Origin of the sequence: Mesorhizobium sp. L-2-11 (genome assembly GCF_016756595.1) — a bacterium.
Lineage (GTDB): Bacteria > Pseudomonadota > Alphaproteobacteria > Rhizobiales > Rhizobiaceae > Mesorhizobium.
On sequence record NZ_AP023257.1, the window covers coordinates 842,375 to 863,154 of the forward strand.

Annotated in this window: 18 protein-coding genes; 13 read left to right on the forward strand and 5 right to left on the reverse strand. The window is 63.2% G+C overall.

What is annotated here, in order from left to right; genetic code table 11:
* Positions 1-49 precede the first annotated feature (49 nt).
* From JG739_RS04010 to JG739_RS04035, 6 genes are all read left to right on the forward strand, one after another.
* Positions 50-3,034: a 2-oxoglutarate dehydrogenase E1 component gene (locus JG739_RS04010; protein WP_202365351.1), complete on the forward strand. Its 2,985-nt coding sequence runs from the start codon at positions 50-52 to the stop codon at positions 3,032-3,034.
* 50 nt (positions 3,035-3,084) lie between these two features.
* Positions 3,085-4,392, forward strand: coding sequence for a 2-oxoglutarate dehydrogenase complex dihydrolipoyllysine-residue succinyltransferase (gene odhB / locus JG739_RS04015; RefSeq protein ID WP_202365352.1), 1,308 nt, complete (start codon positions 3,085-3,087; stop codon positions 4,390-4,392).
* Positions 4,393-4,432: 40 nt separating this feature from the next.
* Positions 4,433-4,945 carry a hypothetical protein gene (locus tag JG739_RS04020; RefSeq protein WP_202365353.1) on the forward strand — a complete coding sequence of 171 codons (513 nt, stop codon included), beginning with the start codon at positions 4,433-4,435 and terminating at the stop codon, positions 4,943-4,945.
* On the forward strand, positions 4,942-5,694 hold the full coding sequence (locus JG739_RS04025; protein ID WP_202365354.1) for an SDR family oxidoreductase: 753 nt from the start codon (positions 4,942-4,944) through the stop codon (positions 5,692-5,694). The genes JG739_RS04020 and JG739_RS04025 overlap by 4 nt, the downstream gene beginning before the upstream one ends.
* Before the next feature lie 38 nt (positions 5,695-5,732).
* Positions 5,733-7,139, forward strand: a complete 1,407-nt coding sequence (gene lpdA, locus JG739_RS04030; RefSeq protein WP_202365355.1) for a dihydrolipoyl dehydrogenase — start codon at positions 5,733-5,735, stop codon at positions 7,137-7,139.
* Positions 7,140-7,264: 125 nt separating this feature from the next.
* Entirely contained in the window at positions 7,265-7,486 is a 222-nt protein-coding gene (locus JG739_RS04035; RefSeq protein WP_202365356.1) for a hypothetical protein, read from the forward strand.
* Positions 7,487-7,844: 358 nt separating this feature from the next.
* On the opposite strand, the gene JG739_RS04040 is transcribed toward JG739_RS04035, so the two are convergent.
* Together JG739_RS04040 and JG739_RS04045 are read right to left on the reverse strand one after the other, a co-directional pair.
* Complete coding sequence (locus JG739_RS04040; RefSeq protein WP_202365357.1) at positions 7,845-8,924, reverse strand: TraB/GumN family protein; 1,080 nt, start codon at positions 8,922-8,924, stop codon at positions 7,845-7,847.
* 114 nt (positions 8,925-9,038) lie between these two features.
* Positions 9,039-9,977 (reverse strand): tyrosine recombinase XerC, encoded by a 939-nt coding sequence (locus tag JG739_RS04045; RefSeq protein ID WP_202365358.1) that lies wholly within the window; start codon positions 9,975-9,977, stop codon positions 9,039-9,041.
* A 132-nt stretch (positions 9,978-10,109) separates the two neighbouring features.
* On the opposite strand from JG739_RS04045, the gene rimM reads away from it, so the two are divergent.
* Both rimM and trmD read left to right on the forward strand, forming a co-directional pair.
* Positions 10,110-10,709 (forward strand): ribosome maturation factor RimM, encoded by a 600-nt coding sequence (gene rimM / locus JG739_RS04050; RefSeq protein WP_202365359.1) that lies wholly within the window; start codon positions 10,110-10,112, stop codon positions 10,707-10,709.
* Positions 10,706-11,404 carry a tRNA (guanosine(37)-N1)-methyltransferase TrmD gene (gene trmD, locus JG739_RS04055; protein WP_202365360.1) on the forward strand — a complete coding sequence of 233 codons (699 nt, stop codon included), beginning with the start codon at positions 10,706-10,708 and terminating at the stop codon, positions 11,402-11,404. The genes rimM and trmD overlap by 4 nt, the downstream gene beginning before the upstream one ends.
* Here the strand turns inward: trmD and JG739_RS04060 are convergent.
* Positions 11,386-12,138, reverse strand: a complete 753-nt coding sequence (locus tag JG739_RS04060) for a sulfite exporter TauE/SafE family protein (protein ID WP_202365361.1) — start codon at positions 12,136-12,138, stop codon at positions 11,386-11,388. The genes trmD and JG739_RS04060 overlap by 19 nt on opposite strands.
* A 364-nt stretch (positions 12,139-12,502) precedes the next feature.
* Between JG739_RS04060 and rplS the strand changes: the two genes are divergently transcribed.
* The 5 genes from rplS to leuC all read left to right on the forward strand — a co-directional run bounded on the left by rplS (position 12,503) and on the right by leuC (position 17,761).
* On the forward strand, positions 12,503-13,042 hold the full coding sequence (gene rplS / locus JG739_RS04065) for a 50S ribosomal protein L19 (protein ID WP_202365362.1): 540 nt from the start codon (positions 12,503-12,505) through the stop codon (positions 13,040-13,042).
* A 261-nt stretch (positions 13,043-13,303) separates the two neighbouring features.
* On the forward strand, positions 13,304-14,101 hold the full coding sequence (locus JG739_RS04070) for a transporter substrate-binding domain-containing protein (protein WP_202365363.1): 798 nt from the start codon (positions 13,304-13,306) through the stop codon (positions 14,099-14,101).
* A gap of 242 nt (positions 14,102-14,343) precedes the next feature.
* A complete protein-coding gene (locus JG739_RS04075) occupies positions 14,344-15,159 on the forward strand; it encodes an amino acid ABC transporter permease (RefSeq protein WP_202365364.1) in 816 nt (271 codons plus the stop codon).
* A 58-nt stretch (positions 15,160-15,217) separates the two neighbouring features.
* Positions 15,218-15,853, forward strand: a complete 636-nt coding sequence (locus JG739_RS04080) for a class I SAM-dependent DNA methyltransferase (RefSeq protein WP_202365365.1) — start codon at positions 15,218-15,220, stop codon at positions 15,851-15,853.
* A gap of 498 nt (positions 15,854-16,351) precedes the next feature.
* Positions 16,352-17,761 (forward strand): 3-isopropylmalate dehydratase large subunit, encoded by a 1,410-nt coding sequence (gene leuC / locus JG739_RS04085; protein ID WP_202365366.1) that lies wholly within the window; start codon positions 16,352-16,354, stop codon positions 17,759-17,761.
* A gap of 71 nt (positions 17,762-17,832) precedes the next feature.
* Here leuC and JG739_RS04090 read toward each other — a convergent pair whose 3' ends face one another.
* Complete coding sequence (locus JG739_RS04090) at positions 17,833-18,144, reverse strand: hypothetical protein (RefSeq protein ID WP_095495597.1); 312 nt, start codon at positions 18,142-18,144, stop codon at positions 17,833-17,835.
* A gap of 238 nt (positions 18,145-18,382) precedes the next feature.
* On the reverse strand, positions 18,383-20,743 hold the full coding sequence (locus JG739_RS04095; RefSeq protein ID WP_244749923.1) for an amylo-alpha-1,6-glucosidase: 2,361 nt from the start codon (positions 20,741-20,743) through the stop codon (positions 18,383-18,385).
* Positions 20,744-20,780: the final 37 nt, after the last annotated feature.

The following is a 20,780-nucleotide window of genomic DNA, read 5'->3' on the forward strand; positions in this document are numbered from 1 at the left end:
CCCTACTCCCCTCCAAAACAGGAGACGGAGCGAAGCCTCCGCTGAAAAAATGGCAAGACAAGATCAGGCCAACGACCAATTTTCGCTTACCTCTTTCCTCTATGGCGGCAATGCCGACTATATCGACGCGCTCTACGCCGCCTATGAGGACGATCCCGAATCCGTCAATCCCGAATGGCAGGATTTCTTCGCGGCGCTGAAGGACGACGCCGGAGACGTCCGCAAGAATGCCAAGGGCGCCTCATGGGCCAGGCCCTCGTGGCCGCTTCAGGCCAATGGCGAACTGGTCTCGGCGCTCGACGGCGATTGGGGCATCGTCGAGAAGCACATAGAGAAGAAGGTCCAGAGCAAGGCGGTGTTGAACGGCGTCGCCCTGTCCGACGCCGACGTCCATCAGGCGACGCGCGATTCCGTGCGCGCCATCATGATGATCCGCGCCTACCGCATGCGTGGCCATTTGCACGCCAATCTCGACCCGCTCGGCATCGCCAAGCTCGAGGATTACAACGAGCTGTCGCCGGAAAATTACGGTTTTACCGGCGCCGACTACGACCGCCCGATCTTCCTCGACAACGTGCTTGGGCTTGAATTCGGCACCATACGGCAGATGCTCGACATCCTGGCCCGCACCTATTGCTCGACGCTCGGCGTCGAGTTCATGCATATTTCCGATCCCGAGGAGAAGGCCTGGATCCAGGCGCGCATCGAGGGCACCGACAAGGAGATCTCCTTCACCGCCGCCGGCAAGAAGGCGATCCTGCAGAAGCTGGTCGAGGCCGAAGGCTTCGAGCAGTTCATCGACGTCAAGTACAAGGGCACCAAGCGCTTCGGCCTCGACGGCGCCGAGGCGCTGATCCCGGCGCTGGAGCAGATCGTCAAGCGCGGCGGCCAGCTCGGTATGAAGGAGATCGTGCTCGGCATGGCGCATCGCGGTCGGCTGAACGTGCTCTCCCAGGTCATGGCCAAGCCGCACCGCGCCATCTTCCACGAGTTCAAGGGCGGCTCGGCCGCTCCCGACGAGGTCGAGGGCTCGGGCGACGTGAAGTACCATCTCGGTGCTTCGTCGGACCGCGAGTTCGACGGCAACAAGGTCCACCTGTCGCTGACCGCCAATCCCTCGCATCTGGAAATCGTCGATCCGGTGGTGATGGGCAAGGCGCGGGCCAAGCAGGACTCTCTGTTTGGCCGCAGCCGCGAGGAGATCGTGCCGCTGGAAGAGCGCGCCAAGGTGCTGCCGCTGCTCCTGCACGGCGACGCCGCCTTTGCCGGCCAGGGCGTGATCGCCGAAATCCTCGGCCTGTCCGGCCTGCGCGGCCACCGCGTCGCCGGCACGCTGCACTTCATCATCAACAACCAGATCGGCTTCACCACCAACCCGCGCTTCTCGCGCTCGTCGCCCTATCCGTCGGATGTCGCCAAGATGATCGAGGCGCCGATCTTCCACGTCAATGGCGACGATCCGGAAGCCGTGGTCCATGCCGCCAAGGTGGCGATCGAATTCCGCATGAAGTTCCACAAGCCTGTCGTGGTCGACATGTTCTGCTACCGCCGCTTCGGCCACAATGAGGGCGACGAACCGGCCTTCACCCAGCCGATCATGTATCGCAACATCCGCAACCATAAGACGACGGTGCAGATCTATGCCGACCGGCTGATCGCCGAAGGCCATATCAGCAAGGCCGAATACGACAAGATGAAGGCCGATTGGCGGGCACATCTCGAGCAGGAATTCGAGGTCGGCCAGCACTACAAGCCCAACAAGGCCGACTGGCTGGACGGCGCCTGGTCGGGCCTGCGCACGGCCGACAACCAGGACGAACAGCGGCGCGGCAAGACCGCCGTGCCGGTCAAAACGCTGAAGGAAATCGGCAAGAAGCTGACCGAGGTGCCGAAGGATTTCGAGGCCCACAAGACGATCCTGCGCTTTCTCGAAAACCGCCGCCAGGCGATCGAGTCGGGCGAAGGCATCGATTGGTCGACGGCCGAGGCGCTGGCTTTCGGCGCCATCCTGCTCGACGGCAATCCGGTCCGGCTGTCGGGCCAGGATTCGGAGCGCGGCACGTTCTCGCAACGCCACTCCGTGCTCTACGACCAGCGCGACGAGACACGCTACATCCCGCTCAACAATCTGTCGGCGGCGCAGGCCGGTTTCGAGGTCATCAACTCGATGCTGTCGGAAGAGGCCGTGCTCGGCTTCGAATATGGCTACAGCCTGGCTGAGCCGAAGGCGCTGACGCTTTGGGAAGCGCAGTTCGGCGATTTCGCCAACGGCGCCCAGGTGGTGTTCGACCAGTTCATCTCGTCGGGCGAGCGCAAGTGGCTCAGAATGTCGGGCCTCGTCTGCCTCCTGCCGCATGGCTATGAAGGCCAGGGGCCGGAGCATTCGTCGGCCAGGCTCGAGCGCTTCCTGCAGCTTTGCGCCGAAGACAACATGCAGGTGGCCTACTGCACGACGCCGGCCAACTACTTCCACATCCTGCGCCGGCAGTTGAAGCGGGATTTCCGCAAGCCGCTGATCCTGATGACGCCGAAGTCGCTGCTGCGCCACAAGCGGGCGGTGTCGACGCTGCCGGAGATGTCGGGCGAAAGCGCATTCCACCGGCTGTTGTGGGACGATGCCCAACAGCTCCCCGGCCAGGCGATCAAGCTCACCAAGGATTCGAAGATCCGCCGCGTCGTGCTCTGCTCGGGCAAGGTCTATTACGACCTCTACGAGGAGCGCGAGAAGCGCGGCATCAACGACATCTATCTGCTGCGCGTCGAACAGCTCTATCCGTTCCCGGCCAAGGCGCTGATCACCGAACTGTCACGCTTCCGCAACGCCGAGATGGTGTGGTGCCAGGAGGAGCCCAAGAACATGGGCGCCTGGTCGTTCATCGATCCGTATCTGGAATGGGTGCTGGCGCATATCGACGCCAAGCATCAGCGGGTGCGCTATACCGGCCGGCCGGCCGCCGCGTCGCCGGCGACCGGGTTGATGTCGAAGCATCTCGCCCAGCTTGCCGCCTTGCTCGAAGACGCGCTTGGTGAATAGAACAGAGTTCGGCGAATAGAACAGAACCGACAGAAAAACGGACAGGCACAATGGCTACCGAAATCCGCGTCCCCACTCTTGGCGAATCCGTCACCGAGGCGACCATCGGCAAATGGTTCAAGAAAGTGGGCGACGCGATCGCCACCGACGAGCCGTTGGTCGAGCTCGAAACCGACAAGGTAACGGTCGAAGTGCCGGCCGCGGCCGCAGGAACGCTCAGCGAGATCGCCGTCAAGGAAGGCGAGACGGTCGAAGTCGGCGCTTTGCTCGGCATGATTTCGGCGGGCAACGGGGCAAAGGCGGCAGCACCCGAACCCGCGAAGCCGCCAACGTCTGAACCGAAGCAGGACGCGGTATCGCAGGCCTCTGCGCCGACCGCCGCAGCCACCGTCAAGCAAGCTGCGGCCGAGACCGCCAAGATCGCCGGCGATGCCGGGCCGATCGAGGCGCGCGCGATGCCGCCGGCGCCAGCGGCGGCGAAGCTGCTGGCCGAGAGCAATCTCGCGGTCGACCAGATCTCGGGTTCCGGCAAGCGCGGCCAGGTGCTTAAGGGCGACGTGCTCGACGCGATCGCCAGGGGCGCTCCATCGCAGCCGGCCGAGACGCCGAAGGCCCCTGCGCCGGCCGCCGCCCGTGCGCCGTCCTCTGCCGACGACGCGTCGCGAGAAGAGCGGGTGCGCATGACCAAGCTGCGGCAGACCATCGCCCGCCGCCTCAAGGAAGCGCAGTCGACCGCCGCCATGCTGACCACCTTCAACGAGGTGGATATGAGCGCGGTGATGGCGCTCAGGACCAAATACAAGGACGTGTTCGAGAAGAAGCACCGCGTCAAGCTGGGCTTCATGGGCTTCTTCACCAAGGCCGTCACCCATGCGCTGAAGGAAATCCCTTCCGTCAATGCCGAGATCGACGGCACCGACATCATCTTCAAGAACTACGCCCATATCGGCGTCGCCGTCGGCACCGAAAAGGGCCTCGTCGTGCCGGTGGTGCGCGACGCCGACCAGATGGGAATAGCCGAGATCGAGAAGGAGATCGGCCGGCTGGGCATTGCTGCGCGTGACGGCAAGCTTTCCGTGGCGGATATGCAAGGTGGTACGTTTACGATTTCCAACGGCGGCGTCTACGGGTCGCTGATGTCGACGCCGATCCTCAACGCGCCGCAGTCGGGCATCCTGGGCATGCACAAGATCCAGGAGCGGCCGGTGGTGGTCGGCGGCCAGATCGTGATCCGGCCGATGATGTATCTGGCGCTCTCCTACGATCACCGCATCGTCGACGGTAAGGAAGCGGTGACCTTCCTGGTGCGGGTCAAGGAAAGCCTGGAGGATCCGGAGCGACTGGTGCTCGATCTCTAGCCCGGTCGAGGTGAGCCGGAGAATGGATCTGCGCCACCGAATGAGCTCCTCTCGTTTGCATTCCGGAGTGTTTTTCACGCTGTGCGCGGCCGGCGTTGCGTTGACGGCATCGGCAGCCTTTGCCGCATGCCCGCTCGAACTCGCCGTCTATGGCGATGCCGAAAATGCGGCCGAGATCGATTTCAGGCCGACCGAGGGATCGGCTGTGGTCACCAACACCTTCAAGATGGTGCTCGATAACGATGTCGTGCTCGACGGCATCGTCATGTGGACGCAAGGCGTGGCGCGGCCGCATGGTTCGCTGATGTACAAATGCCCGACAGGCGACGTCACCGGCGATGAACTCGCCGCCTGCACGCTCTGGGAGGGGGTCGTCTACAGTGCGGATGACAAGGGCAACGTCGCTCTGCTGCCGGCCGAAGTCGTGGACGCGCCGAAGACCCTGATCTTTCCCGACCTCGGACCGTCGCTGCAGAGGTCGACCGCCTATGGCGCCAACGGGTTTTCAAAGGTGCCGTGGGATGTTTTTTCGTTGAAGGGCTGTCAGGAATGAGCGCGGCAAAAGTGCTGCTGGTGACCGGCGGCGGCCGCGGCATCGGCGCTGCCACATCCAGGCTTGCCGCCAAGGCTGGATACCGCGTCGCGATCAACTACGCATCGAACGAGGCCGCCGCCGCCGCGCTTGTCCAGGCGATCGAACAGGCCGGCGGCGAAGCGCTGGCCATCAAGGGCGACGTTGGCAGCGAGGCCGAGATCCAGGCGATGTTCGAGAGGATCGATCATGTCTTCGGGCCGCTCGATGCGCTCGTCAACAACGCTGGCGTCGTCGACCAGAGGGCGCGTGTCGAGGAAATGAGCGGAGCACGGTTGGAGCGCATGATGCGCATCAACGTCATTGGCTCCATGCTCTGTGCCCGCGAAGCGGTGAAGCGCATGTCGACCAGCCATGGCGGCAACGGCGGCGCCATCGTGAATGTCTCCTCGATTGCAGCGAGAATTGGCGGGCCGGGCGAATATGTCGACTACGCTGCCTCGAAGGGCGCGATCGATTCCTTCACGATCGGCCTGGCGCGCGAAGTGGCCGGCGAAGGCATTCGCGTCAACGCGGTCAGTCCAGGGATTGTCGATACCGAAATTCATGCCTCCGGCGGACAGCCGGATCGCGTCGAGAGGATGCGTCACGGCGTGCCTATGCAAAGGGCGGGGACCACCGAAGAGGTCGCCGCGGCAATTCTCTGGCTCCTGTCGGACGGGGCGTCCTATACGACAGGCGCGAATTTGGAAGTGGGCGGCGGCCGCTAATCCCAGCCAAGGCTGAGTGCAGACCAGAAGGACAAATCATGGCTTATGACGTCGTTATCATCGGATCGGGACCAGGCGGCTATGTCTGCGCCATCAAGGCGGCACAGCTCGGCCTGAAAACGGCGGTGGTCGAGAAGAACCCGACCTTCGGCGGCACCTGCCTCAATATCGGCTGCATCCCGTCCAAGGCGCTGCTGCATGCCTCCGAGATATTTGCCGAGGCCGGTCATTCCTTCGATACGCTGGGCGTCGAGATCGGCGCGCCGAAGCTCAATCTGGAAAAGATGATGGCGCACAAGGACGCGACGGTGGCGTCCAACGTCAACGGCGTCGCCTTCCTGTTCAAGAAGAACAAGATCGACAGCTTTCGCGGCACCGGCAAGGTCCTGTCCGCCGGAAAAGTGTCGGTGACCGGCGAGGACGGCAAGGTCGAGGAGATCGAGACCAGGAACATCGTCATCGCCACCGGCTCCGACGTCGCCGACATTCCGGGGGTCAAGGTCGACATCGACGAGAAGGTGATCATGTCGTCGACCGGCGCGTTGTCGCTGGAAAAGGTGCCGGGCCACCTGGTGGTGGTCGGCGGCGGCGTCATCGGGCTGGAACTCGGCTCGGTATGGGCGCGGCTCGGCGCCAAGGTGACCGTCGTCGAGTTCCTCGACACCATTCTCGGCGGGATGGACGGCGAAGTCGCCAAACAGTTCCAGCGCATGCTGTCCAAGCAGGGCATCGAATTCAGGCTCGGCGCCAAGGTGACCGGTGTCGCCAAGGCCAAGAAGGGCGCCACCGTCACCTTCGAGCCGCGCAAGGGCGGCGCGACCGAGACCATCGAGGCGGATGCGGTGCTGATCGCGACGGGACGCCGGGCCTATTCGGACAGTCTCGGGCTGAAGGAGGCCGGGGTCGAGGTCGACGAGCGCGGCCGGGTCAAGACCGACGGCCATCTCACGACCAATGTCCCCGGCATCTACGCCATCGGCGACGTCATCGCCGGGCCGATGCTCGCCCACAAGGCCGAGGACGAGGGCGTGGCGGTGGCCGAGATCATTGCCGGCCAGGCCGGCCATGTGAATTACGGGGTGATCCCGAACGTCGTCTATACCAGTCCGGAAATCGCCTCGGTGGGCAAGACAGAGGAAGAGCTGAAAGCGGCCGGCATCGACTACAAGGCCGGCAAGTTTCCGTTCAGCGCCAATGGCCGGGCGCGCGCGATGCTGCACACCGACGGCTTCGTGAAGATCCTGGCTGACAAGCAAAGCGACCGCGTGCTCGGCGTCCACATCGTCGGCTTCGGCGCCGGCGAGATGATCCACCAGGCGGCGGTGCTGATGGAGTTCGGCGGCTCGTCGGAAGATCTTGCCCGCACCTGCCACGCCCATCCGACGATGTCGGAAGCGGTGAAGGAAGCGGCGCTGGCGACCTTCTTCAAGCCGATCCACATGTAGGCTTTGCCAAGGAACTCCGGCAGCCATCTGACGGCTCAACGCAAAACGGCCCGCTTTTCAGCGGGCCGTTCGGCATTTGAAGTCAGCAGCCGATCACTGCGGGGCTGGTGCGGGCGCCGGAGCAGGTGCTGGCTCAGCAGGTGCCGGAGCAGGTGCTGGCGCCGGAGCAGGCGCTGGTTCTGCAGGCGCCGGGGCCGGTGCAGGCTCTGCAGGGGCCGGGGCCGGGGCAGGCGTCGGTTCAGCGGGCGCTGGCGCCGGGGCCGGCGTGGTTGCAGCCGGCGGTTCACCAGGCTCTGGCGCCTCACCGGTTGTTCCAAAAATATAATAAGCGACAATGGCCAGGATAACGACGACCAGGGCAATCAGCCAGCCGGTGCTGCCGCCACCCGACTTGGGAGGGGGGGTCGGAGTGGTGTACGGGTCGTTTGGATTCGCCATAAAAGTGTCCTCCGTGGATGAAAAGTATCAATCAACACACATCAACGCGCAATCGTTGAACAGGTTTCACGCTAGGAATCGAAAACGCCGAAAACAGGGCATTCTTCGCCGGGAATCGTTTGTCTGCAAGCACTTTACTCGCAAAACTCGCAGTGATCGAGCCAAATCAGACCTTTCGACCGTCCTGGGCTGAGACAAACCTCCGGTGACTCGAACAAGACGTCGCCCCGAATCACGCCTTGCCGGGCCCGCAACTCAACCGTGCAACTAGTCGACGGCGGTGACAGTGTAGCCGGCCTTGCGGAAATCCTCGACCAGGCCCTCGGCGCCAGGGAGGTGCAGAGCGCCGACCGCCATGAACACGTTGCCCTTGGCGAGGATCGGCCTGGCATGGTCGATCATCACCTTGTTGCGGCTGGTGATCATGATTTCCTCGAAGGCGGCATAGCTTGCCGAATCGTCTTCGTCGCCGGGAAGGACGGCGCGAAACAGCGGCCAGAGCATGCCGGTGTCGCCGCGCTGGTAAAGCACGATCATGGTTTCATTGACGTCGTTCACCCTGTCGCCGAGCTTCAGCGTGTCGACGAGGCCCTTCATATGAAACGCAAGCGGCAGCGAGGCCATGGCGCGAAGCTGGTCGGCGACGGTCTCCAACCCATCGACGACCTTGCCTGAGGCTTTGGCATCCTCTGCAAGCTTGATGTCGAGCACCGGCGTGCCGCCGGCCTGGCGGGCCAGTTCACAGGCCGGGAGCGCGACCATGGTCGACAGCATCCACGGCTTCATCTTGGCAACGCTCGCCGGTGGAATGCCGCGCGCGTCGAGCGCCTTGTTCACCGCCGCCGCATCGTCCGGCGACAGCAGCGAGGACAGCGTGGTGCTGTCGGTGAACATCATCAGCTCGGGCTCTTTCAGGAACGCCGCCATCATCTTCTGCTTGTCGAGCACCTCCGTGGTCTCGATGACGACAGTATCGGCGGCGTCAAAGGCCTTTTGCGCGGCGGGCGGCAGCGTGGTCACGCGCGGGTCGGTCATGTGCATGGTGCCGAACAGGAAGGACGGTCTTTCGCCCGCCTTTTCCAGTTTCCACAACAGGCCCTTGCCGTTCGGTGTCGTGGCAGCTTCCGTCTCGATCTTGCGGTAGGCGGCCGGGTCGTCCTTCTGCAAGGCCGACAGCATGTCGGCGCCGGCGCAGACTTGGTCAGTCCTTGGGGTCTCAGCGCGCGCCTTGCCGGCGGCGAGCAACGCGATGATGAGGAAAGAGAGGAAAAACAGGACGTTGAGCGCCACGAGCAGCTTCAGCGAAGCAAAAGCAGTGCGGTCGGCAATGGCAATGACGCGTTTCATGGCTCGCTTTTAGAGACAAAGAACGGCGAAACGGTTAACCGGCGCGGCAAAATTGTCTCGGACATCGTTCCACGGGGCATATCCTGGCTGCAACTTTGCGAATTCATGCGTCGGTTATGCCCGCGGATGGGCCGCTTCATAGATTTCGAGCAGCCTCGCGGTGTCGACGCCGGTATATATCTGCGTCGTCGACAGGCTGGCGTGGCCCAAAAGTTCCTGGATGGTGCGCAGATCGCCGCCGCGCCCAAGCAGATGTGTGGCGAAGGAATGGCGCAACGCGTGCGGCGTGGCGGTGTCCGGCAGATTGAGCGCCGAGCGCAGCTTGGCCATGTCGCGCTGGACGATGGCCGGGTTGAGCGGCCCGCCGCGGGCGCCGCGAAACAGCAGGCCCTTCGGATCGAGATGATAGGGGCAGAGCCGCCGGTACTGGGCGATCGCCCGCAGCGCGATCGGCAGCACCGGCACCAGCCGCGTCTTGCCGCCCTTGCCGGTGACGCGAAGCACCGTTTCATCAGGCGACGACAGATCGGCGCCCGACAGGCCGAGCGCCTCGGAAATGCGCAGGCCCGAGCCGTAGAGCAGCGTCAGCACGGCGGCGTTGCGGGCGGCGATCCAGGGTTCCTCCGCCAGCTGGCCTTCCACCGAAACGACGTGTTTCGCATCGCTGGCCGTCAGCGGCTTGGGCAGCGACTTCGGCTGCCGCGGCGCGCGCAGTGCCGCAGCACCCGCCGCATTGACGAGGCCGCGCCGCTCCAGAAAGCGCAGCAGCGAGCGGATGCCGGCAAGCCCCCGCCCGAGCGTGCGGGCGCCGGCGCCTCCGGCGCGGCGGGCAGCCAGAAAGCCGCGCAGATCGGCCGGGCGCAGATCGGCGATATCCGAAATGCCGGGCGAGCCGCCGCAATGGCCGGTCAGGAAGTGCAGGAACTGGCGCGTGTCACGCTCATAGGCTTCCACGGTTTCCGGCGACAGCCGGCGCTCGCGCGCCAGCAACTTCAGCCAGCTTTCGCGGGCTGCCAGAAGGTCTGGTTTGGCCAGGACGAGGAATTCCTGCATTGCGCTCTTCCGATATTTCGTTCTTCCAATTCCAGGCCATCTTCCGGCAGCCGGGTTAGGAAGCGGTGAAGAGCCGCGTCATTGAAATGACAAGAGCGTGGAGCTAGAGCAAGGCAAAGGATTTTTCCATCGATGACCAAACCGCAAAACCCCGTCCAGATGGCCGTGATCGGCGCCGCCCATGGCATCAAGGGCGAGTTGCGCGTGAAAACCTTCACCGGCGATCCGCTGGCGCTGGCCGACTACGGGCCGCTCTATGCCAGGGACGGCCGCGCCTTCCAGATCGTCGATATCAGGCCGGCCAATAACGTCGTGGTGGTGCGCTTCAAGGGGATCAGCGACCGCAACGCCGCCGAGGCGCTCGCCGGCACAGAATTGTTCGTCGATCGCTCGATGCTGCCGGACGACGGCGAAGAGGACGAATTCTATCATGCCGATCTCGTCGGTCTAACGGTCCGCGACGATACCGGTGCCGACATCGGCAAGGTCGTCGCCGTGCATAATTTCGGCGGCGGCGACATTCTCGACGTGACATTGGCGGGGCGCAAAGGCGTGCTGATCCCGTTCACGCAGGCTGCCGTTCCTGACGTATCGATCAAGGACGGCTTCGTCCGCATCGATCCGACGGCGGCGGGCTTGATCGATGACGAAGACAGCGATGCTCTCGGCAGAGATGGTTTCGACCCCAAGGGCAGGCCGCGCGGGCCGAAGGACGCCGGGGGCAACCGGTGAGTTTTTCCGCCTCGGTGCTGACGCTCTATCCGGAGATGTTTCCCGGTGCGCTCGGCGTGTCGCTGGCCGGCAGGGCGCTGGTATCAGGCACATGGTCGCTGGAAGCAATCCAGATCCGCGATTTCGCCAGCGATCGCCATCGCACCGTCGACGACACGCCGGCCGGCGGCGGCGCAGGCATGGTGATGCGCGCCGACGTTTTGGCCAAGGCGATCGACCATAGCTCGCCACCAGGCGATCCACGGCCACGGCTGCTGATGAGCCCGCGTGGAAAACCGCTGACGCAGGTGCGAGTGCGCGAACTGGCCGCCGGGCCGGGTGTCGTCATCGTATGCGGACGCTTCGAAGGCGTCGACCAGCGGGTGATTGACGCGCGGGGGCTTGAGGAGATCTCGATCGGCGACTTCATCCTCTCCGGTGGCGAGCCGGCGGCGCTGGTGCTGCTCGACGCCGTGGTGCGGCTGTTACCCGGCGTGATGGGCAACACGATGTCGGGCGATGAAGAGAGCTTTGAAAATGGCCTGCTCGAACATCCGCACTACACGCGCCCGCAGGAATTCGAGGGCCGGCAAATCCCCGAGGTTCTCACCTCCGGCAATCACCGGAAGATCGCCGCATGGCGACGCGCCGAATCGGAAAGATTGACGAAGGAGCGGCGGCCGGACCTGTTAGCCGCTCAGCCCTTGGTGAAGTAATAGAAGGCAAGAAACACGCCGACCCCGACGACGAAGCCGCGAACGGCAATTTGCGGCACACGCTTGGCGATCCAGACGCCGGCATAGCCGCCCAGTGCGCCGCCCGGTATCATGACGATCGCCTGCGGCCAGGCGATGACGTCGCCGGAGACGAAGACCAGGATGGCTACTGCTGCGATGACCACGGCCAGCAGGTTTTTCAGCGCGTTCAGGCGGTGATAGTCGCCAGGCTGGGTGAGGCCGAGCGTCGCCAGCATCATGACGCCCATGCCGGCGCCGAAGAAGCCGCCATAGACGGCGGTGGCGAACTGCGCCAGAAACCCGATCAGCGAACCCGCCGCGGCCTCACCCCCCGGCCTGGGCGCCGGCTTCAGCCACGGCCCGGCGGCGAACAGCGCGGTTGCCGCCAGAAGCAGCCAGGGCACCAGAACGCGGAACGACGGATTGTCGAGCGCCAGCAGGATGAGCGCACCGGCCAGCGCGCCAAAAGCCGAGATAAGGCCGAGCAGCAACGCGGTACGCCAGAAATGCTTGATGTCGGACCAGTAGGCGAGCGTCGAGGTGATGTAGCCGGGAAGCTGCGTCAGCGATGAGGTGGCGTTGGCGACGATCGGCGGCAAGCCGACCAGCGACATGGCGCCAAAAGTTATGAACGTCCCGCCGCCGGCTATGGCGTTGACGGCACCTGAGAGAAAGCCCGCGAAAAAGAGCAGGGCCGCATCGAGAACTGGCATGGAGGTGTTGCCGCCGGAGGAAAGTCACGTTTTACCCGGCTTAAAAAGCTTGGCCCTTCGACGCAACCCCCTGCCCAGAAAGATTGCCGCTGAAAGATTGCAATGTCGGCCAACGTCCAAAAACGACACGGCGCCAAAAAAGAAATGGCGAAGGCGTGACAAAGCGTCGAAATAGCTGTATGTGCGCGCCGTGCTGGCAAGAACAATCTGCCGGACCCGTCAACAATGACGGTGTAGTCGCCCCTGCCCGATGTTCTCGAACCCGAATGTTCTCGAACAAAGGGCATAGCCGAGCGGTCAATGCAACTGCAAGGCGAGTGCCGGACGCTCTGACTGTCGGAAGAACAAGAAGTGGATTTTTGAGATGGATATCCTCCGTCAGCTCGAGGCCGAACAGGCCGCCAAGATCGAAGCTAAGCGCAAGCTTCCCGAATTCCAGCCCGGCGACACCGTGCGCGTCCAGGTCCGCGTGACCGAAGGCACCCGCACCCGTGTCCAGGCTTATGAGGGCGTCGTCATCGCCCGCGCCGGCGCCGGTTTCCAGGAGAACTTCACCGTTCGCAAGATTTCCTACGGCGAAGGCGTAGAGCGCGTGTTCCCGGTCTATTCGCCGATGGTCGAGGGCGTCGAGATCGTGCGCCGCGGCAAGGTGCGCCGCGCCAAGCTCTACTACCTGCGCGATCGCCGCGGCAAGTCGGCCCGCATTTCGGAAAACACCGGCGTGCGCGCCCGCAAGCTGAACGATGAAGAGCGCGATGCGCTGAACGCCGAAAAGGCCCGCATCGAGGCCGAGAAGGTGGCCGCCGCCCAGGCGCTGGCCGCTGAGAAGGCGGCGCAGGACGCCGCCGAGAAGAAGGCCGCCGACGAGGCCGCCAAGGCCGAGGAAGCCGCTGCCGCCGAATAAGGCGCCTTCAACAACCATATTTCGGAAAAGGCGGCTTCGGCCGCCTTTCTTGCATCGCGGAACGGGTTTCGATCTTGCCGGTCCGCGTCGGTTCGTAATCGAAACGGATCGTTTCCGTAATACCTTGAAGGCATGGAGTCCATTTTCGCGCGAAGCCGCATCAGGCCGGCTTGCAAGGCGCCTGCGGAAAGCTAAAGTCGGCGCCGGATTTCCAGCAAGCCTCGACAATGTCGAGGCCGGTTCAAATTCTCGGGGTGTGCCATGATCAAATCGAAACTGCTGTTGGCCGGCCTGTTGGCTCTGATTTTTGCGCCCGTCGCCGCCCTGGCGCAGGCGCTGCCCGATCTCGGCGGCAAGAAGGTGGTGGTGGTGACGGAAAATGCCTATCCGCCGCTGCAGTTCATCGACGCCAAGACCGGCAAGCAGATCGGCTGGGAATATGACGCGATGAACGAGATCGCCAAGCGGCTGAATTTCCAGGTCGAGTACCAGAACACCTCCTGGGACGCGATGATCCAGGCAGTTTCCGACAACCAGTACCAGATCGGCATGACCGGCATCACCATCAAGGACGATCGCAAGCAGAAGGTCGATTTCTCCGACCCCTATATGCGCTCGGAGCAGTTCATGCTGGTGCGCGGCGACGAGAAGCGCTTCACCGATGCCAAGACGCTCGCCGCTTTCAAGGACGGGCTGATCGGCGCGCAAGCCGGCACCACGCCGTTCTACACCGCCGTCTACAGCGTCCTCGACGGCAATGAGCAGAACCCGCGCATAAAACTGTTCGAGACGTTCGGCGCCACGGTGCAGGCGTTGAAGACCGGTGACGTCGATGTCGTTTTGACCGACGGCACTGCCGGCAAGGGCTATGTCGAGGCGTCCAATGGCGGGCTGAAGCTGATCGGCGGACCACTCGGCACCGAGGATTTCGGCTTTATTTTTCCGAAGGGCTCGGATCTGGTGAAGCCGGTCAATGCGGCGATCGCCGCGCTGAGGGCCGACGGCACACTCGACGCGCTCAACAAGAAATGGTTCCTTGATTACAAGATGGGGCAGTAGTTCGTCTTGCATGACGATGGCGCGCTAGAACGCTCACCGACTTTGCTCTACGAGACCCCCCTCTGCCCTGCCGGGCATCTCCCCCTCACGGGGGGAGATTGGATGTCGCATCAGCTTTCGCTAATTTTCAACCTTGCAGAATGGGCGCCGAGGTCAAAGCTGCCGATCTCCCCCCTTGAGGGGGAGATGGCCGGCAGGCCAGAGGGGGGTGCCTTGGCGCGCCGCCTTGTCAGCATCGCCTGATGGCAACGCCCCTCGCCTCCACCGCCAAAACCGACTTCCCGTGGTGGCTTGCCATGGCCGCGGCGCTCGCCCTGGCAGCGGCTATCTTCATCGCGGCAAGCGACCTTTATGCCCAGGTTTTCGCGACCGTGGCCAAGGGCATCGGCATCACCGTGTTCGTCACGGTGGTGGCCTTCGCGCTGGCCTCGGCGATCGGGCTCGGCATTGCGCTGATGGGCCTGTCGGAGTCGCGCTGGCTGCGCCAGATCGCTCGCTTCTATGTCGAGATCATCCGCGGCGTGCCGATGCTGGTGCTGTTGTTCTGGATCGCCTTCGCCGGCGCGCCGGCCTTCGTCGCGGGTTGGAACGCGCTGACGGCGCCGCTTCAAAGCGCCGGCCTGCTCGGCGAGCTAATGATACGCGACGTATCGTTGCTATGGCGCGCCATCATGGCGCTGACCATCGGCTACTCGGCCTTCATCTCGGAGGTTTTTCGCGCCGGCATCCAGGCGGTCGAGAAGGGCCAGATCGAGGCGGCGAAGGCGCTGGGGCTGACGCGCACGCAGCGTTTTCGGCTGATTGTGTTTCCGCAGGCGATCCGCACCATCCTGCCGCCGCTCGGCAATGATTTCGTCGCCATGGTCAAGGATTCCTCGCTGGTCTCGGTGCTCGGCGTCGCCGACATCACCCAGATGGGCAAGATCTACGCCGCCGGCTCGTTCCGCTTCTTCGAGACCTATTCGATCGTCGCCTATATCTATCTCATCCTGACGGTCGGCCTGTCGCTGGCCCTGCGGGGGCTGGAGAAACGGCTGCGCCACCAGCATGAGCAATAGCCGGCAGGCGAGGACGGCGCTACCATTGCGGCAGATATGCCTGTGTCCGGAGAAATCAGTGGTCATCGACAAAGCCAATGCGGCGCTGGATGCGGTCTATACGGCCGACACGCCGGAAGCGCTTGCGCAAGCCTACGCCGCATGGGCTGCGACCTATGACAGCGAAACGGCGTCGCTCGGCTACCTCCTGCCGTTCCTGATCGCAGCGTGGGTGGCGCGCCATGTGCCGTCAGGAGAGGGGCCGCTGCTCGACGCCGGCTGCGGCACCGGCCTGTCGGGACCGTCGCTCAAGGCGCTGGGCTATCCGGACATCGCCGGGCTCGACCTGTCGGCTGAAATGCTAAAAATCGCCGGCAGCCGGCAGGCTTACAGCGAGCTGAAACAGGCGATGCTCGGCGGCCCGCTGCCCTGGCCGGACGGGTACTTTCGCGGCTTCTTCTCGACCGGCGTGTTTACCATCAGCCATGCACCGGCCTCCGGCCTGCATGAACTGGTGCGCATCACTGGGAAGGGCGGCCACGCCATCTTCACCGTTCGCGACCAGGTTTTTGCGAGCGGCGGGTTTCAGGCGACGTTCGACGAACTGGAGCAGGCGAAAAAATGGCGGCCGGTCGAGGAGAGCCCGTGGTTCCGCTGCTATGCGATCGCCGAGCCCGAGGCGCTGGTGAAGACATTTGTGTTCGAGGTGGTTTGAGAGGCGGTTTGCAGGACTTGGGTTCCTCGCCCCCGCGTAGCGGGGGAGAGGTGGCCCGGCGAAGCCGGGACGGAGAGGGGGACGGCATCCGCGAAGCCACAGCCGGTGGGGGACAGGGCGCGAGACAGGCCATGATACGAGCCTATCAGGAGACCTTGAGACAACGAACTCCCAGAGGCGCGAAAGGCCCCTCTCCGTCCCGGCTTCGCCGGGCCACCTCTCCCCACTTCGTGGGGCGAGGAACCCAGGTTCTGCGAAGGCTGAGCCATTGGACGAGCCAATTGCCGAAAAGCCAAAACATTGATATGAGCCACGCCATGGAACAGCTTTTTGGCGATCCGGCTTACAAGGGTTTCGTGCTGCAGGACAGAAAACGCCTGCCGTCGCGATTCTCGGCGCGCGTTTCCGGCGCTCTGACCAGCCGACTTCGCTAGGCCGCGTTCGCCGGCTAGCCGGCGTTTGTCCCCTTCCCATTTTCATATCGACGGATTTACGCACATGAGCGCACCGCGCACCCTCTACGACAAGATATTCGACGACCATGTCGTCGACCGCCAGGACGACGGCACCTGCCTGCTCTATGTCGACCGTCACCTCGTCCACGAAGTGACCAGCCCACAGGCCTTTGAAGGCCTGCGCATGACCGGCAGAAAGGTCCGACATCCGGAAAAGACGCTGGCCGTCGTCGACCACAATGTACCGACCTCGCCCGAGCGCAAGTTCGGCATCAAGAATGAGGAAAGCCGCATCCAGGTCGAGGCACTGGCCAAGAACGCCAAGGATTTTGGCGTCGAATACTATTCCGAGAAGGATATCCGCCAGGGCATCGTCCACATCATCGGTCCGGAGCAGGGCTTTACGCTGCCTGGCATGACCATTGTCTGCGGCGACAGCCACACCTCGACGCACGGTGCTTTCGGCGCGTTGGCGCATGGCATCGGCACTTCGGAAGTCGAGCATGTGTTGGCCACGCAGACGCTGATCCAGCGCAAGGCCAGGAACATGCTGGTGCGCGTCGACGGCGTGCTGCCGGAAGGCGTCACCGCCAAGGACATCATCTTGGCGATCATCGGCGAGATCGGCACTGCCGGCGGCACCGGCTACGTCATCGAATATGCCGGCGAGGCGATCCGTGCGCTGTCCATGGAAGGCCGCATGACTATCTGTAACATGTCGATCGAGGGCGGCGCCCGGGCCGGCCTGATCGCACCTGACGAAACCACCTTTGCCTATGTCAAGGACAAGCCGCGCGCGCCGAAGGGCGAGGCGTGGGACGCAGCACTTGCCTACTGGAAGACGCTGCAATCCGACGAGGGCGCGCATTTCGACAAGGTGGTCGTGCTCGACGCGGCGAAACTGCCGCCGATCGTCTCCTGGGGTTCCTCGCCCGAGGACGTCGTCTCGGTCCAGGGCATCGTGCCGAACCCCGACGATATCGCCGACGAGAACAAGCGTACGTCCAAGCAGCGCGCGCTCGACTATATGGGCCTGACCCCAGGCACCAAGATCACCGACATCGCGCTCGACCGCGTCTTTATCGGCTCCTGTACCAACGGCCGCATCGAGGATCTGCGCGCCGTCGCAAAGGTTGTCGAAGGCAAGAAAGTCAGCCCTCATGTCGATGCGATGATCGTTCCGGGCTCCGGCCTAGTTAAGGAGCAGGCGGAGGCCGAAGGTCTCGACAAGATCTTTGTCGCCGCCGGTTTCGACTGGCGCGAGCCGGGCTGCTCGATGTGCCTTGCCATGAACGACGACCGGCTGAAGCCGCATGAGCGCTGCGCCTCGACCTCGAACCGCAATTTCGAGGGCCGTCAGGGTTTTAAGGGCCGCACCCATCTGGTGTCGCCGGCGATGGCGGCGGCGGCGGCGATCGCCGGCCATTTCGTCGACATCCGCGAGTGGAAATAGTTCAGGGCTGCCACAGTCCGTATATGAGTGCATGCCAGGCCCGAGCCGCGACGCGATTCGGGCCGTTTCTTTCAGCCGGGGCGCCTGACGAATTCGTGGAATTGCTCACGGCGGCCGGGTTGATCCTTTGCCACAACGAGCGCCAGCTGGCGTTCGTCGAAAAGCTTGAACCATTCGTCCCATTCGACCAGTTCGTAGCCACCGGCGTTGGCCGGGCGTTCGGCCTGGTCCTGGTCCTGATAGGCATGCTGGCCGAAAACCAGCCTCAGCATGGCTTGCGTGCCTGTTTCGGGCGATACATCGACGATTGCCGGAAATCCGGCACGTGACGCGGCCCAAGAGCGAATTGCCTCGTGGTCGGTCAGCATGATTGTATCGGCCATGAAAGCGTCTCCATCGATTGCTGCTGGAAAACGCCGATCGCGGTTTCAAGTTCCGTGCAGCTTCATGGGCGACGTCGCGCATATTCGATCCGCTTAACCGCTTGTTTGGGCTTCCGCTCTAAGGTCTCCCTGACGCAAGCGTGGCGCACGGTCCTTTGGACACCGGTCTGCTGATAGGGCTGCTTAACCCGACGAGCCCGAAAGGTTTGCCGGGCCGGGCGGTGATCGTAATGCCATTTCAATGGCCTGGTGCCAGACTCATGAGGATGTCCTTGGCGCGCTCGCTATAGCTTGCCGTAAGCGACCAGGGGCTGGGTTGGCGAACCACGTGCAGCCAGCCACGTTTTTCCAGCACCTTGTAATCGCTGCTTCCATTCGATTTGCGAAAAAATCGGATGGTGACGATCGCATTTGCGACACGGAGATCCGAGGTCGTGATCTCGGGCAGCCAGGCCGGCAGATGAGGATCGACGAACAGCATCCGGAGCGGCGCGAAGGGCTGCAGGCCCAGCAGCGCCTGAAGGAGCGTATAGACGGTGGTCGTCGACCACGCCTGCGGCGAATTGGCGGCCGGATAGACCGCTGGAAATGGATGATCCTGATCGCGCTGGTGCCCGGCAATACACTCCGGCAAGCGAAAAAAGTCGAAAAGCGCAGCGGTTTCGAACTGCGAACGGCATACCCGCTCGACATAATCATGGCACCCATATCGATAAGCACCAATGGCGAACGGACCGTGCTCGACGGGCCAGACGGTGCCACGGTGATAGGAGTAGGGATTGAAAGCCGGATGTTGTGACGAAAGGGTTCGCACGCCCCAGCCGGTGAACATGTCTTCGGCAAACAGCCGCTTCAACGTGCGCGGCACCAGTGCCGTGTCGGCGATGCCGGTTGCGACGCAGTGCAGGGCGTTGGAGCCGATCGAGCTGACTTGGCGTCTATCGGGGTCGAGCGCCATCGCGAAGAAACCCTCGCTCTCCATCCAGAAGGCTTCGCTGAACCGCTTCTTGAGTTCCTTCGCGCTTTCGTACAGGTACTTTGCTTCGTCTCCGCGATCGAACCACCATAAGACCTCGGCGAGATTCATTTTGGCGGCGTAGACAATTCCCTGCTCCTCGCAGGTCGCGATTGGCTTCCGCACTTGGGAGCCATCTTCGTAGACGATTGCGTCGCTCGAGTCCTTCCAGGCTTGGTTCTCGAGCCCGAGTTCGGAACGCGTTTTGTATTCGCAGAAGCCATCCTTGTCGTGATCGCAGAACGCATCCAGCCATTTGAGAGCCGCAATCGCAGGGTCGACGTATGGGCGTACGAGATTCTTGTCGCCTGTCCAGTGCCATAGCTGCGCCGCCACGAAAGGATAGAAGCCGGAGGTCGTGATCGATCCGTAGTACCGTGCTTTGGGCGTGTAGTTGAGACTGGCGAGCGGGCCGGTATGGGCTTCATGCAGCATGCGGCCCGGCTGTTCGTCGCGCCAGTCGTTGATCTCTTTCCCCTGCAATCCGGCGAGCACGGGCAAGGTTCCGCGCATGATATCGGTCGTAACCGGCGCAGCCTCCCAGGCAACTGTGAGCGTATCGCGGCCGAACAGCGCGATATAGACCGGCAGCCCCGCTGCCGTCGTCCATGCTCGCTCCGCGCAATCGAGATCGTACAGGCGCAACGCGTCCAAATCCCGCTTGGCCTGCTCGAGCGCTCCGATCACCACATTCGCCAGTGTCGTGCTTTCGGGGCTGGAAAAACGCGGCGCATCGCTCAGAAAACGTTGCGTGCGGCGATCATAGTCATTGGCCTGCGGCGAAAAGGACCGGCACCGATAGCTCGAAAGGAGATCCCGACCTTCCATCACTGGAATGATATCGATGCAGCAATGCCAGCGCTCATGAGGAGCAAGGCCGACATCGAAGGCGATGCGCCCGTTCCTGTATCGGGGCGGCATGGTGGCGTTCGAGAAGCGGAGCCTGACACCTCGCCGGATTGACGCAGTCCCCTTCTCATTTTGATGATCATAGCCATGGCGCGCGTGATATTCGAAGATCAACTCGGAAAGCTCTTCACCTTCCATCCACTTGCAGGTCTGCCGGCCGCTCTGTCGGCGGTTACCGTGCGTTTCGTCCTGGTCGGCGAAATCGGCGTCCAGATCAAGCTCGAGCATGAACTGGACTTTTTCCTGTGTGAAATTCACCAGATCGACATCCTCGTGCAGGCCCTCGCCGACATAGCGCGACAGGCGCAGCTCGATGGACTCCTGCGCAATCTCGGAAATGGTCGGGCGCCGCTTGGCCGCCTTCGGAACCGGAGCGATGTAGTAGCCAAGCCAGGAGTGCTGAGCCACGTTAGAAACCGAGACAGGGTACGGCGGACGGCCGTTGATCAGATAACGGTAGCGAGAAAGGAGCCGTGTCTGGTGGACAAACAGGCCTTGATCGGAACCGTTGTCGAAAAAACCGTCGCGTCCGGTCGCCAGAACTGTTCGGCCTTTGCTCACATAGATCGTTTCCGGCCGTACCCGCAGGCGGACCAGGCTGTGGTCGGGCGATTCAGCAGGCATACCGTTTGGCTCCGCACGCTGCATGTAGCGCCCGCTCGGCTTGAGAAACATCAACTTCAATCAAATCCCCGTGAATTGTAGCGGACAT